This window comes from Streptomyces sp. NBC_00647 (assembly GCF_045207245.1).
Classification (GTDB): domain Bacteria; phylum Actinomycetota; class Actinomycetes; order Streptomycetales; family Streptomycetaceae; genus Streptomyces.
In genome coordinates this window covers 8,281,746-8,295,626 of record NZ_CP109040.1, presented here as the reverse complement: position 1 = coordinate 8,295,626, position 13,881 = coordinate 8,281,746, and the positions used below count along the sequence as shown (strand labels likewise).

The 13,881-nt window shown below is 72.3% G+C and carries 12 protein-coding genes; 7 read left to right on the top strand and 5 right to left on the bottom strand.

All coding sequences use genetic code 11. The annotated features are described in order from the left end of the window. Window positions 1–10: 10 nt before the first annotated feature. Both OG788_RS36370 and OG788_RS36365 read right to left on the bottom strand, forming a co-directional pair. The gene (locus tag OG788_RS36370; protein WP_406375274.1) at window positions 11–3,448 is read right to left on the bottom strand and encodes a hypothetical protein; all 3,438 of its coding nucleotides are present in this window, start codon (window positions 3,446–3,448) and stop codon (window positions 11–13) included. Window positions 3,449–3,548: 100 nt separating this feature from the next. After that, complete coding sequence (locus tag OG788_RS36365; protein ID WP_266764035.1) at window positions 3,549–3,794, bottom strand: WhiB family transcriptional regulator; 246 nt, start codon at window positions 3,792–3,794, stop codon at window positions 3,549–3,551. A 269-nt stretch (window positions 3,795–4,063) separates the two neighbouring features. Between OG788_RS36365 and OG788_RS36360 the strand changes: the two genes are divergently transcribed. Beyond that, a complete protein-coding gene (locus tag OG788_RS36360; RefSeq protein ID WP_406376939.1) occupies window positions 4,064–4,855 on the top strand; it encodes a VOC family protein in 792 nt (263 codons plus the stop codon). Window positions 4,856–5,060: 205 nt separating this feature from the next. Here OG788_RS36360 and OG788_RS36355 read toward each other — a convergent pair whose 3' ends face one another. Then, on the bottom strand, window positions 5,061–6,098 hold the full coding sequence (locus OG788_RS36355; protein WP_351555755.1) for a LacI family DNA-binding transcriptional regulator: 1,038 nt from the start codon (window positions 6,096–6,098) through the stop codon (window positions 5,061–5,063). 310 nt (window positions 6,099–6,408) lie between these two features. Beyond that, complete coding sequence (gene ligD, locus OG788_RS36350) at window positions 6,409–7,440, bottom strand: non-homologous end-joining DNA ligase (RefSeq protein WP_406375273.1); 1,032 nt, start codon at window positions 7,438–7,440, stop codon at window positions 6,409–6,411. 74 nt (window positions 7,441–7,514) lie between these two features. Here ligD and OG788_RS36345 point away from each other — a divergent pair, with 74 nt between their 5' ends. Beyond that, window positions 7,515–8,585: an ATP-dependent DNA ligase gene (locus tag OG788_RS36345; RefSeq protein WP_406375272.1), complete on the top strand. Its 1,071-nt coding sequence runs from the start codon at window positions 7,515–7,517 to the stop codon at window positions 8,583–8,585. 168 nt (window positions 8,586–8,753) lie between these two features. Then, window positions 8,754–9,743 (top strand): DUF3048 domain-containing protein, encoded by a 990-nt coding sequence (locus OG788_RS36340; protein WP_406375271.1) that lies wholly within the window; start codon window positions 8,754–8,756, stop codon window positions 9,741–9,743. 17 nt (window positions 9,744–9,760) lie between these two features. On the opposite strand, the gene OG788_RS36335 is transcribed toward OG788_RS36340, so the two are convergent. Next, window positions 9,761–10,225, bottom strand: coding sequence for a MarR family transcriptional regulator (locus OG788_RS36335; protein WP_351555764.1), 465 nt, complete (start codon window positions 10,223–10,225; stop codon window positions 9,761–9,763). A gap of 245 nt (window positions 10,226–10,470) precedes the next feature. Here OG788_RS36335 and OG788_RS36330 point away from each other — a divergent pair, with 245 nt between their 5' ends. The 4 genes from OG788_RS36330 to pcaH are packed head-to-tail and all read left to right on the top strand — an operon-like array spanning window position 10,471 to window position 13,880. Next, complete coding sequence (locus OG788_RS36330; RefSeq protein WP_406375270.1) at window positions 10,471–11,253, top strand: CoA transferase subunit A; 783 nt, start codon at window positions 10,471–10,473, stop codon at window positions 11,251–11,253. Further along, window positions 11,253–11,900, top strand: a complete 648-nt coding sequence (locus OG788_RS36325; RefSeq protein ID WP_406375269.1) for a CoA transferase subunit B — start codon at window positions 11,253–11,255, stop codon at window positions 11,898–11,900. The genes OG788_RS36330 and OG788_RS36325 overlap by 1 nt, the downstream gene beginning before the upstream one ends. Then, entirely contained in the window at window positions 11,897–13,099 is a 1,203-nt protein-coding gene (locus OG788_RS36320; RefSeq protein ID WP_406375268.1) for a thiolase family protein, read from the top strand. The genes OG788_RS36325 and OG788_RS36320 overlap by 4 nt, the downstream gene beginning before the upstream one ends. A gap of 10 nt (window positions 13,100–13,109) precedes the next feature. Next, a complete protein-coding gene (pcaH, locus tag OG788_RS36315) occupies window positions 13,110–13,880 on the top strand; it encodes a protocatechuate 3,4-dioxygenase subunit beta (RefSeq protein WP_406375267.1) in 771 nt (256 codons plus the stop codon). Window position 13,881 lies beyond the last annotated feature (1 nt).

The window sequence follows — 13,881 nt, the reverse complement described above, 5'->3', positions numbered from 1 at the left end:
GCGCGGTCGTTCACTCCTGGGCAGTCAGCCGGTTCAGCGCGGCGTCCCTGACGTCGGGTACCGGGTGCCGGCGCAGGGCTCTCAGGCGATCCCTCCAGGGAGCGGCCCAGCCCGTACGGGTGCCGATCGCGGCCGTCACGGCCACGGCGAGCAGCCCCTCGGCATGGCCGCCGTGGGCCGCGAGGCGCCGTACGGCCTCCAGCAGCGCGTCGGGGTCACCCGCCCGCGACCTCAGCCGGGCCTCCAGGTCTTCGGCCGTCCGGACGGCGAGGGCCGGGCGGCCGGTGGTCAGGGCCGCCAGCCGCTCCAGCCGCCGCGGGTCCGCGTCCAGGTCCAGATGGGTCACGGCGAGCGCGGCGGCCTGCGGCACGAAGGCGTCGTAGCCGGCGAGCAGCTCCACGGCGGCCAGGGCGGCGGGGCGGACCGCGTCCGGGTCCATGGCGGCGCTCCGGCCGAGACAGGCGACGAGGTGGGCGAGCCGCTGCCGGGCGGGCCGGTCCCGCCGCTCCTCCGCGTCGGCGCGGGCCGAGACACCGGCTTCCGGCACGAGAGGCGTCTCCGATCGGGCCGCTCCCCCGGATCGAGCCGCTCCGGCCGCTGCCCCTGTCTCCGTGTCCGCCTCAGCCTCAGCCTCAGCGAGCGTCCTCAGGGCCCGCTCGAACCCGTCGACGCCACCCGGCGAGCCGGCCGCCACGGCGACCAGCCCCTGGGCCGCCGCGCGCCAGCTCGTGCGGTCCGTGAGGTCCGTGGTGGCCGTGGCGAGGACCGTGGGGGCCTCCGGGGACCACGGAGCCCAGCGGGCGAGGGCGGCGAACGCGAGGGTCGCTGTCTCGGGGTCGTCGGTGGCGGTCACCTCCCGGACCAGTCGGGCGTAGCGCTCGCGATGCGGCTCGGGCAGGTCGAGCGCGGTGACCCGAAGGACCGCGGCGCGCAGCACCGGCTCGGCGCCCGCGGCATCGCGCAGCACGCCCCAGACCGGCTCCTCGTCGAGCAGACCGCTCGTGAAGGCCACGACGGCGGCCCTTACGTCCACGTGGGCGCCCGGGGCGGCGTACGCCTCGGTCAGCAGCTCGGCCGCTCGCGCCGTCGGGAGCCGGACGGCGGCGAGCCGGGCGGCCTCCTTGCGGCTGGTCACCTTGGTGTCCGGCGCGAGGAGCACCGCGCGCAACGGCCCGGCCAGGCGCGACGGCGCGGCATACCGGGATGCCCTCGTGGCCGCGTGCACGGCGACCCTGGCCCGGTCGTCGCCCGCGCGGGCCAGCAGCTCGGGCAGCGCGTCGGCGGGCCGGTCGGTGCGGGCGAGCGCGGCCAGCGCCGCTTCGGCGAGCACCACGTCCGGGGCCTTCGTCCAGCGCCCTACGAGCTCCGGGCCGCGGCCCGGGACGAGCACGGCGAGCGCGAGGACGGCGGCCCGCCGGTGCAGGGGCGATCCGGCGTCCTCGACCACCTCGGTCAACTGCCGCACAGCGGCGCGCTGTTGGCGCGGCACCCAGCGGCGTACGTCGCGGTCCACCGGTACGGTCCAGGGGGTACCCCTGGCCAGGAAGCGCCCGTACGGCGGGGCTTCGGCGAGCAAGGGATCGAGCAGGTCGGTGCGGCGCCGGGTGACGACCCGGAGGACGGGCCGCAGTGTGCCGGCCGAGGGTTCCAGGGCGAGGATGCGGGACACCCGCTCGTCCCGGGTCGCGGGCGGCTCCAGCCAGAGATCGACGGCGGTACGCACCGTGGTGTCGTCGCCGTACCGGATCGCCTGCCACAGCAGTTCCTGGAGCTCCGGCATACCGGCGGCGCGGCGCCCCACCGCTCGGGCCACGGCGAAGGCGAGGCTGTAGTCGGCCTTCTCCGCGCCCGCCTCGATCCACGGCCGCAGTGCCTCGTACACCTGGTGTTCCTGGCCCCGGCGCAGCTCGGCGTCCAGGCGGCCGAGGTCCGCGCCGCCGGTGCTGCCGGATATCCGGACCAGGGTGCGCAGCGCCCAGTTCACCAACTCCCTCGATCCGCCCGCCGCGTGCTCGCGCAGGACGGACAGGGCGAGCACGCTGAGGTGCCGACGGGTGGCGGGCGAGGAGTCACGCGCCTCGACCGCGTCGGCGGTGATCCGGTCGAGGCAGGGTTCGGCGTCCTCGGTGAACAGTGCGGGCCGCACCCCGGACAGCGCTCCGAGCGCGGCCGAGCGCACCGGGTCCTGTTCGTTGCGCAGTCGCCCCATGTCCTCCAGTACGGAGGTGACGGCGGCGCTGTCCCCGGACCGCTCCGCGTTGCGGATGAGCAACGGCCAGGCCTGCGCGCGGTCTTCGGCGGCGGGCCGCCGGGTGGCCTCGCCGAGGCGGTCCCGCGCTTCGGCGACCGGCAGGAAGGAGTCCGCGAGCAACAGGGGGTACCGGGCGGCGCCGCGTTCGCGCGACTCGGCCGCCATGCGCCGGGCCTCCTCGGCGACGCAACTTCTGGGCAGTGCCTCGAGGACGAGTGCGTCGACAGTGCCGCGACCGGCACCGCGGCCCTCCTGGACGGCCCGGTAGAAGGCGTGGCGCCTGGCGGGCGGCAGGGCCCGCAGGAGCGGCGCGAGGTCGCCGGACTCGGCCAAGGACCTTCCGTACGGGATGAGTTCGGGCGCACCCGAGCGGGCGAGTCGGCGCAGGACGTCCGGTCCCGGTGCCCTGCCGTGGCGGGCGGCGGTCTCGGCCGGGGCGAGCAGCAGCCGGAGCAGACGGCTCGCGTCGGCGGTCGCGAACCGCGCCAGGTGGATCTTCAGTCGATGGGGAAGAGCGGCCGGTCCGAGGCGTTCCAGCAGGTCGAGTACGCGGATCGGGTCCGCTGCGACGGCGGCGGACACCCCCGCCGCGTACCGGCTCCACCAGGTGGCGCGCAGCACCTCGGGCAGCGCGGCCAACTCCGCTTCGGCGACGTCCAGAAGGAGGCCGGGGTGACGCTCGGCGAGCGTCTTCCAGCCGGTGACGGCATGGAAGAGCGCGGGCAGCAGTCGGCCGGCCGTCCGCGCGGTGCAGCCGGGCAGCAGTCGCGCCGCCTGCGCGTCGCCCCACTGGCTCCGCAGCCCGTCCACCAGCCGGTCGGCGAGCGCGGTGCGCCGACCCGTCACGATCGCCCGCAGCAGCTCTCGGCGGACCGCCTCCGGCGCGTCGTCGAGCGCCGACTCATAGGCGGAGTCGGGCACGTGGAGGCTCTCGGCGACCCGCAGGGCATGTCCGCGCACGAAGGCGTCCGGGTCGGCGATGCGGTCCGCGATCCACTCGGCGTCGCGTCCGACGGACGCCGCGACGATGCCGATGCCCCGCTCGTGGGGGCCGCGCGTGTCCAGTTCCTCGAGTACCGGCCGCGGATCGTCCATCTCCCGGACAAGCAGAGCGAGTTCGCGCATGCGCTGCGGGTAGGGCAGCGGATCGAGAGCGTTGAGCAGGCTGTCGACGATCTGCTGCGGGGTCCGGTTCATGCGGGGATTGTGCCTGTCGGCGGTGGTACGGCGAACCGGTTTCCCGGTTGCGGGCGGCGGATGCCCGCGCCTCACGCGGCCGACGGTGACGGGACCGGCGTCATTCCATGGCGCGTCGGAGGCCCAGGCGCTCCTTCTCGGAGAGGCCGCCCCACACTCCGAAGCGTTCGTCGTTGCTCAGCGCGTAGTCGAGGCACGCGGAACGCATCTCGCACATCCCGCAGATGCGCTTCGCCTCGCGCACCGAGCTGCCCGGCTCGGGAAAGAAGAAGTCCGCCCCCGTCTGCGCGCACAACGCCTGCTGCTGCCAGGCGATGTCGGACGGAGTGATCGTTTCCAAATGCATGGTCAGGATCGTGCCTCGCGGCGAAAAACGTTCGATCAACGCGGGATCAACGCCGTGTTCCGAGGCCTCCGGCCGCCCCGATGATGGACCGCGGAAGCGTCCGGGACACGGCGGCGCGCGGGGCGGGGCGCGAACCATACGAATCTCTCCGGACACCGAGAGTGATGGAGCCGCGGCCTCGTACGGGCTGCGCGTCCCGGCGGCGATTGTCAGTGGGCGGTGGAAGACTCGGCATCAAGGGCAACGAGACCACCCAAAGGAGGGCAATGATGCTCACCACCCGTTTCGTCAACGGCGCCCCGAACTGGCTGGATGTCGGCACTGCCGACATCGAAGGCGCCATCTCCTTCTACGGAGGCCTCTTCGGCTGGCAGTTCCAGTCGGCGGGACCCGACGCCGGTGGCTACGGCTTCTTCCAGGTCGACGGCAAGACCGTGGCCGGCGGCATGCAGATCACCGCCGAACAGGGTCCGCCGTCCTGGAACGTCTACTTCCAGACCGCGGACGCCGAGGCCACGGCCAAGACGGTCGAGCAGGCCAAGGGCGCCGTGCTGATGCCGCCCATGGACGTGATGGGCGAGGGCCACATGGCCATGCTCGCCGACAAGGCGGGCGTCATGTTCGGCATCTGGCAGCCGGGCCGGACGAAGGGCCTGGGCATGGCCGGGGACCCCGGCTCGCTGTGCTGGGTCGAGCTGTACACCCCGGATGTCGCGGCGGCCGCCGCGTTCTACGACGCGGTCTTCGGCTGGAACACCTCGGCGGCTCCGTTCCCCGGCGGCACCTACACCTGTATCAACCCCGCGGAGACCGAGCCGGAGGACATGTTCGGCGGAGTCGTGGCGCTCGCCGACGACCCGGTCGAGGCGAAGTCCGGTGCGTACTGGCTGCCGTACATCGAGGTCCCCGACACGGACGCCGTGGTCGCCAAGGCCCAGGAGCTCGGCGGCACGGTCCGCATGCCCGCGACGGACATGGAGGGCGTCGGGCGCATGGCCAAGCTCGCCGACCCGTACGGGGCCCGCTTCGCGGTGATCAAGAGCGCACCGCAGCAGAGCTGACGTACCCGGCCGGCGGGATCCGGGCACACGGGGTCCCGCCGATCGCCGGCGTCTCGCGTCAACTCACGGAGCCACCGGGCCCCTTGGCCCCGCACGGGAGTGGGTGAGGAACGGAGCGAGTGAGGCCCCGGAGCGGGTGAGGACCTGAAGCGGGTGAGGACCGGGAGCGGGTCCGGACGCCCTCGCGCCGTGCCCGGTCACGTACCTACGCGGACGCCCGCTTCACGACGGTCGTCGGCAGGACCACGCCGGAGGGTTCGGCCACCGGGCCTTCCTCCTCCGCCCCGCCCTCCAGCCCGCGGATCAGCAGCCGGGCCATCAACCGGCCCATTTCCTCTATGTCCTGACGAACCGTCGTCAGCGGCGGGTCGGTCTGCTCGGCGATCGGCAGCATGTCGTCGAAACCGATCACCGCGACGTCTTCGGGGACCCGCCGCCCCTGTTCGCGCAGCACGCGCAGCACACCGAGGGCCGACAGGTCGTTCGCCACGAACACCGCGTCCAGGTCGGGGCGGCGCTCCAGCAGTTCCCGCATCGCGCGTTCGCCGCCGGCGGGTGTGAAGTCCCCCTGCGCTATGAGCCCCGGATCGACGTCGGCCATGACATCCCGGAAGCCGTCCAGCCGGTCGACCGCGGAGGTCTGGTCGAGGGCACCGGTGATGTGGGCGATGCGGGTCCGCCCGAGACCGAGGAGATAGCGAACGGCCTGGCGGGCACCACCGCGGTTGTCGCAGTCGACGTACACCGCCTCACGGACGCCATCGCCCCAGCCGGGCCGCCCGCCGAACACGGTCGGCACACCCGCGCCGTGGATCAGGCCGGGCAGCGGGTCGTCGAGGTGCAGGGAGAAGACGAGCGCGCCGTCGACGTGACCGCCGGCGAGATAGCGGGCGACGCGCGCGTGGTCGTCGCGGCCCTCCGTGAGCAGCAGCACGAGTTGTGAGTCGTGTGCCGTCAGTTCCTTGCTGATGCCCCGGAGTTGGAGTGCGAAGAAGGGGTCGGCGAAGACTCTGGTCTCCGGCTCGGCGATCACGACGGCGACCGCGTCGTGGCGCCGGGTGACAAGGCTGCGGGCGGCCTGGTTCGGCACGTAGCCGAGTTCTTCGACGGCCCGGCGCACCCGCTCGACCAGCGGTTCGCGGACCCCGTCCCCACCGTTCACGACCCGCGACACGGTGGCCCGGGAGACCCCGGCCCGCGCGGCCACGGCCTCCAACGTCGGGCGCGACGCTGTCTCGGTCACCTCAGGGCACCTCCTCGGCGGATGCCGATCAGGATAGCCGCGCGGCCGCTCGCACCGTGCGATCGCTCACCGATCAACGAAATCGGCTCGAACCCGGCCCAGCATCTCGAACCGAGCCCAGGAAAGGGTGGGGGCGGCGCCGTTCCTCCGGGTCCGCCGGGCCGCGCGCACTTCAGCGACTCACCCCGCGCACGCACGGGTGAACCGCCTGCCGGGCATCGACGTCACCTCCGGCCGAAGGCCACCACCCAACGCCCGACGCCCGACGCCCGACACCCAACGCCCCACGGTTCTACGGTTCTACGGGCGATCAGGTGCTCGGCGGCTCGGCGTCCTCGTGCTTGGCGCGGCTCGGCTGTACCCGCTTGGGCTCGCCCGGCATCTTCGGGTACTCGGGCGGATAGGGGAGGTCGCCGAGGCCGTGGTCGTGCTCGTCACGGCTGGCGAGTTCCAGCAGGGCCTCGAGGGAGAAGGCGTGGTCGTCCATGTCGGCGTGCACATCGCCGAGTTCGGCGAAGCGTGCCGGCATGGTCACCAGGTCGAAGTCCCGGGGCCTGGCGTCCTCCACCTCGTCCCAGCGCAGCGGCGCGGAGACGGGGGCGTGCGGGCGGGGACGTACGGAGTAGGCGGAGGCGATGGTGCGGTCGCGCGCGGTCTGGTTGTAGTCCACGAAGATCTTCTCGCCCCTCTCCTCCTTCCACCACGCGGTGGTGACCTGATCGGGCATCCTGCGTTCCAGCTCGCGCCCGACGGCGATCGCGGCCCGGCGCACCTGCGTGAAGGTCCAGCGCGGCTGGATCGGTACGAAGACGTGCAGCCCGCGGCCCCCGGAGGTCTTGGGCCAGCCGCGCAGATCGCCGTACTCGTGGAGGACCTCGCGCAGTTCGTGGGCCGCGCGCACCGCGTCGGCGTAGTCCGTGCCGGGCTGCGGGTCGAGGTCGATACGGAGTTCGTCGGGGCGGTCGACGTCGTCTCGGCGGACCGGCCACGGGTGGAACGTGAGCGTGCCGAACTGCGCGGCCCACAGCACGGCGGCGGGTTCGGTGGGGCACATCTCGTCGGCGCTGCGGCCACTGGGGAAGGTGATGTGGGCGGTCGGGATCCAGTCGGGCATGTTCTTGGGCGCCCGCTTCTGGAAGAAGGACTCGCCGGTCACCCCGTCCGGGTAGCGCTCCAGGGTGGTGGGGCGGTTGCGCAGGGCGCGCAGGATGCCCTCGCCGACGGCGAGGTAGTACTGGGCGAGGTCCAGCTTCGTGAAGCCGCGCTCCGGGAAGAAGATCTTGTCCGGGCTGGACAGACGTACGCTCCTGCCGGCCGCTTCGAGTTCCACCGCATCGCCCATGCGAGCCACGGTAGGCGCAGCACGCATGCCGCGCACACCGGGCGGATGCCCGCGCCGCCGCGCAGAATCGGAGCATGGACCTGCCGGTGATGCCACCCGTGAAACCGATGCTCGCCAAGTCCGTGGCGAAGATCCCTCCGGACATGCACTACGAGGCGAAGTGGGACGGCTTCCGGGCGATCGTGTTCCGGGACGGCGACGAGGTGGAGATCGGCAGCCGCACCGGCAAGCCGCTGACCAGGTATTTTCCCGAGCTCGTCGAGGCGTTGCGGGAGCGTCTGCCGGAGCGCTGTGTGATGGACGGGGAGATCGTGATCGCCAGGGAGGGGCGGCTCGACTTCGACGCGCTCACGGAGCGGATCCACCCGGCGGACTCACGGGTGCGGATGCTGGCCGAGAGGACCCCCGCCACTTTCGTGGCCTTCGACCTGCTGGCGCTGGCCGACGCATCGCTGCTCGACGTTCCGCTGGGCGACCGGCGCACGCTGCTGGTGACGGCGCTGTCCGGGGTCACGGCGCCGGTGCACGTGGCGCCGGCGACCACGGACCGCGACGTGGCGCAGCGGTGGTTCGAGCAGTACGAGGGGGCGGGGCTCGACGGGGTGATCGCGAAGCCGCTCACGCTGCCGTACCTGCGCGACGAGCGGGCCATGTACAAGATCAAGCACGAGCGGACGGCGGATGTGGTGGTCGCCGGGTACCGCTTCCACAAGAGCGGCCCGGTCGTCGGGTCGCTGCTGCTCGGTCTTTACGACGACAAGGGCGCGCTCCAGCACGTGGGCGTGAGCGCGGCGTTCACGATGAAGCGGCGTGCCGAACTGGTGGAGGAACTGGAGCCCTTGCGGCTGGAGGATGCCGCGGAGCATCCGTGGGCGGCCTGGGCGCAGGAGTCGGCGCACGAGACGGCCCGGTTGCCGGGAGCGCCCAGCCGGTGGTCGGCGAAGAAGGACCTGTCCTGGGTGCCGATCAGGCCCGAGCGGGTGGCCGAGGTGGCGTACGACCACATGGAGAACGGCGTACGGTTCCGCCACACAGCCCGCTTCCGCCGATGGCGCCCCGACCGCACCGCCGAGAGCTGCACCTACGGACAGCTGGACGAACCGGTCGGCTACGACCTCGCGGAGATCCTCGGGCCGCAGGACTGACGCGCGGGACCCGGAACGAGACCCTCCCCCGTTCCGTTTGCCCCGGCCCGGGCCCTCCCGCTGAGCCGATCAGCTCAGTCGACGCGCGCAAGCAGAAACGATCGGGTATGGCCACCGATGAACTGATGAGCGCACAATCGATGGCACGGGACAGGTGGCACGGTGGGCATGCGAGAGATGGTGCGGATGCGGCGCGGCGCTTGGGCGGCGGCGCTGCTGGCCGTCACGGTGACGGGCTCCCTGATGACGGGCTGCACCGCGGGGGACGGATCGGTCGACGACGGCCGGGCTCAGTCCCCGAGCCGGAGCGACAGCCCGGACCCGCGCGAGAGCGGGGGGCCGGACGCCGGCTCGGTGCTCGCGGTGAAGATCGACAATGTGCCCGCCGCCCGCCCCCAGACGGGGCTCGACGCGGCGGACGTGGTGTACGCGGAACAGGTCGAGGGCGGCCTGAGCCGGCTGATGGCGGTCTTCGCGAGTACCTACCCGAAGGCCGTCGGGCCCGTGCGCAGTGCCCGCGAGTCGGATCTGGAACTGCTGAGACAGTTCCACGAGCCGACGCTCGCCTTCTCCGGGGCCCAGCGCAAACTGCTGCCGCTGATCGACGACGCTCCGCTCGATCCCCAGCTGCCGGGGAAGGTGTCCGGCGCCTGGTACCGGGGCGCGGGCAAGGCAGCGCCGCACAATCTGTATCTGCGCCCGCAGCAGCTGGTGGGCTCCGCGCCGGGCGACACCGCGCTGACCACGGGCTTCCGCTTCGGTGCGGCGCCCCCGGGAGGCACCCCCGAGACCTCCCGCACCGTGCGCTTCCCGTCGGCCCGCTTCACCTTCACCTGGTCCGCCGAGCGGAAGCGCTGGCTGGTGGCCATGGACGGCACGCCGACGGTGACGACCGAGGGCACCTCGGTGGCTCCGGCGACGGTGGTCGTCCAGTACGTGAAGGTGCACAAGTCCAAGTACCACGACGTCCTCGGCAACAACTCGCCGTACACGGAGTCGGTGGGCTCCGGCACGGCGCAGGTGCTGCGCGACGGCCGCTCCTTCGACGCGAACTGGACGCGCTCCGGAGCGGCCGACGGCACGCGGTTCACGACGCCGGACGGCGCGCCGATGAATTTCGCCCGGGGCCAGGTATGGGTGGTCTTCGCCAAGGCCTGAGAACCGCCCGCCAGCACCTAGCGCTGCGCGCCGAGGGGGTCCGCGGGGTTGCGGAGGCCCTCGGCGGCGTCCGCGACCCGCTGGATGAGGTCGAAGAAGAGGGTCTGCTCCTCGGCGGAGAGCGGAGCCAGGAAGACCTGGTTCATGCGCGCGGTGCGGACGGTCAGTCTGCGGTGGGTGCGCAGCCCGTCGTCCGTGAGACGGAGCAGGAAGCGCCGTCCGTCCTGCGGATCGCGCACCTTGTCCAGCAGAGCGCGGCGCCCGAGCCGGCTGATGACCTCGGCGATGGTGGACCGGTCGAGCCCGACCCGCTCCCCCACCGTGCGCTGGTCGAGGCCGGGCTCGGCGACGAGCGCGTTCAGGACCGCGAACTGGGGCGAGGTGATCTCCTCGGAGACCATCGTGTTCCACAGCAGGTAGTGCGCCTGCTGCAGTCGCCGGGCCAGGTGCCCGGGGTGGGTGGAGAGGTCCACCGCGGCCATGTGCGCTCCTCGGGTCCGGTACGCGCATGCGACCGCGCCGCACCAGGGTCGTATTCGTTGGTGCACTGAACGATACCTGCCCTCCCTACGGTTGTCCCGGTCTACGGGACCCTCTCCGATCCGGCCTCCAGCAAGGCTCTTGACGGAAAGGAGTCCGGGTGGCAGCGTGTCGAGAACCTCGGAGAATTAATCAGTGCCCTGATTAATTTGGGCACTGGACACGCGGGAGAGATGAGGCTTCACGGATGGACAAGGTGGTCGCCACGGCACTGGAGGCGGTGGCCGATGTACCGGACGGCGCGACGCTGGCGGTCGGCGGATTCGGCCTCGGCGGTGTCCCGAACGTGCTGATCGAGGCCCTTCACGCACGCGGCGTCCAGGGGCTCGGGGTGGTCTCCAACAACTGCGGGGCCATGGACTCGGGGCTCGCGATCCTGCTCGCCGCCGGGCGCATCTCCCGTGTCACCGGCTCGTACATCGGCGGGAACAAGGAGTTCGCCCGGCAGTACCTGGCCGGCGAGCTGGAGGTCGAGATGATCCCGCAGGGCACGCTGGCGGAGCGGCTGCGCGCGGGCGGCGCCGGCATCCCCGCCTTCTACACGCCCGCCGGAGTCGGCACCCAGGTCGCCGACGGCGGACTGCCGTGGCGGTACGACGGCCACGGCGGCGTCACGGTGGCCTCGCCGCCGAAGGAGGTGCGCGAGTTCGACGGCACCCCGTACGTGCTGGAGCACGGCATCCGCACCGACTTCGCCCTGGTACGGGCCGCGAAGGGCGACCGGCACGGCAATCTCGTGTTCAACAAGTCCTCCCGGAACTTCAACCCGCTCGCCGCCATGGCCGGCCGGGTGACGATCGCCGAGGTGGAGGAGCTCGTGGAGCCGGGCGGGATCGATCCGGACGCGGTGCATCTGCCGGGCATCTTCGTGCAGCGCGTCGTGGCCCTGACTCCCGGGCAGGCGAGAGCCAAGATGATCGAGAAGCGGACGGTCTCGGCGTCCGCGGCGGACGGAACGGTGAGCGCGTAATGGCCTGGAGCAGGGAAGAGATGGCCGCCCGCGCCGCGCGCGAGCTCGCGGACGGCCAGTACGTGAACCTCGGCATCGGTCTGCCGACGCTGATCCCCAACCACCTCCCCGCGGGCGTCGAGGTGATCCTGGAGTCGGAGAACGGCATTCTGGGAACCGGCCCCTACCCGGCCGAGGACCAGGTCGACCCCGACCTCATCAACGCGGGCAAGGAGACCGTCACGGTCCTGCCGGGCGCCTCGTTCTTCGACTCCTCGCTGTCCTTCGGGATGATCCGCGGCGGGCACATCGACGTCGCCGTGCTCGGCGCGATGCAGGTCTCGGCGGGCGGCGACCTCGCCAACTGGGCCGTCCCCGGCAAGATGATCACCGGCATCGGCGGCGCGATGGACCTCGTCCACGGCGCCCGTACGGTCATCGTCGTGATGACCCACACCGCCAAGGACGGCTCGCCCAAGATCCTTGGGGAGTGCGAGCTGCCGCTCACCGGGAAGGCGTGCGTGAACCGGATCATCACCGACCTGGGCGTCCTCGACGTCACCGCCGAGGGTCTGGTGCTGGTGGAGACCGCGCCGGGTGTCACGGCCGAGGAGATCAGGGCGAAGACCGCCGCCGAGGTCCGTGTCGTGGAGGAGATCCAGTCGTGAAGGACGTCTACATCGTCGATGCCGTCCGGACGCCGGTCGGCAAGTACAACGGCTCGCTGGCCGGCGTCCGCCCGGACGACCTGGCCGCCCACGCCCTCCGCGAACTCCTCGCCCGGACCCCGGCGCTGGACCCGGCACGGATCGAGGACGTGTACTTCGGCAACGCCAACGGCGCGGGCGAGGAGAACCGCAACGTGGGCAGGATGGCCGCCCTCCTCGCCGGACTGCCCACGTCCGTCCCGGGCGTGACCGTCAACCGGCTGTGCGCCTCCGGGCTCGAAGCCGTCATCCAGGCGGCCCGCGCCATCGCGCTCGGCGACGCCTCGATCGCCCTGGCCGGTGGCGTCGAGTCGATGACCCGTGCCCCGTACGTCCTGCCCAAGAGCGACCGGCCGTTCCCCGCCGGGCACGCCGAGCTGTACTCCACGACCCTCGGCTGGCGCATGGTCAATCCGCGGATGGACCCGCAGTGGACGATCCCGCTCGGCGAATCCGCCGAACTCATCGCGGACAAGCACAAGATCACGCGTGAACAGCAGGACGAGTTCGCCCTCGCCAGCCACCGGAAGGCGGCCCGGGCCCGGGAGGAGGGCCTGTTCGACGCCGAGATCGCCCCGCTGTCCCTCCCCCGGCGCAAGGGCGACCCGGTCGTGTTCGGCGCCGACGAGTGCGTACGCGCCGACGCGTCCCTCGACGCCATGGCCCGGCTGAAGCCGTCCTTCCGCACGGAGGGGGGCACCGTGACCGCGGGCAACGCCTCGCCCCTCAACGACGGCGCCGCAGCCCTGCTGCTGGTCGACGCGGAGGGGCTGGAGGCCACCGGCCGCGAACCCCTCGCCCGCGTCTCCGCCACCGGCGTGTCCGCGGTCGACCCGCAGTACTTCGGGCTCGCCCCCGTCGAAGCCGTGAACCGCGCGCTCGCCAAGTCGGGCAAGGGATTTGACGATCTGTCGACACTCGAACTGAACGAGGCCTTCGCCGCCCAGGTCCTCGGCTGTGTCGCCGAATGGCCCGACCTCGACCCCGGGATCCTCAACCCCCAGGGCGGCGCCATCGCCCTCGGCCACCCCCTCGGCGCCTCCGGTGCCCGGCTCGCCGGCACCGTCGCCCACCAGCTCGCCCGCAAGGGAAGCGGAGTCGGTGTTGCCACCCTCTGTATCGGCGTGGGCCAGGGCCTCGCCCTCGTCCTCGAACGCTAGGAAGTCGACCATGGCTCTCACTCAGTCGGACATCGACGTCGAGATCAAGGATCTCCAGGACGCGTACGACAAGGCGGTGGCGGGCGGCGCGCCCGTGCGGCACCACCCCGCTCGCGACTACGCCCCGTACCGCAGCTCCGGGCTGCGCCACCCGAAGCAGCCGCTGATCGCCGTGAGCGGCGGCGACCCGGAGACGGTCGAGCTGTCGGGCCCGGTCTTCGGGGTCACCGACATCACCGAGATCGACAACGACCTCACCCTGCAGCACCGCGGTGAGCCGATCGGCGAGCGGATGACCGTCTCGGGACGGCTGCTCGACCGCGACGGACGTCCGGTGCGCGGTCAGCTCGTCGAGATCTGGCAGGCCAACGCGGCCGGACGGTACGCCCATCTGCGCGAGCAGCACCCGGCGCCGCTCGACCCCAACTTCACCGGCGTGGGACGCACTCTGACGGACGATCAGGGCCGGTACTCGTTCACCACGATCAAGCCGGGACCGTACCCGTGGGGCAATCACACCAACGCGTGGCGGCCCGCCCACATCCACTTCTCGGTCTTCGGCACTGCCTTCACGCAGCGGCTGGTGACCCAGATGTACTTCCCGAGCGACCCGCTCTTCCCCTACGACCCGATCCTGCGGTCCGTGACGGACGAGGCGGCCCGCGACCGGCTGATCGCCACCTACAACCACGATCTCTCGCGGCCCGAGTTCTCCATGGGCTACGAGTGGGACATCGTCCTCGACGGTCCCTCCGCCACCTGGACCGAGGAAGGCCGTTGAG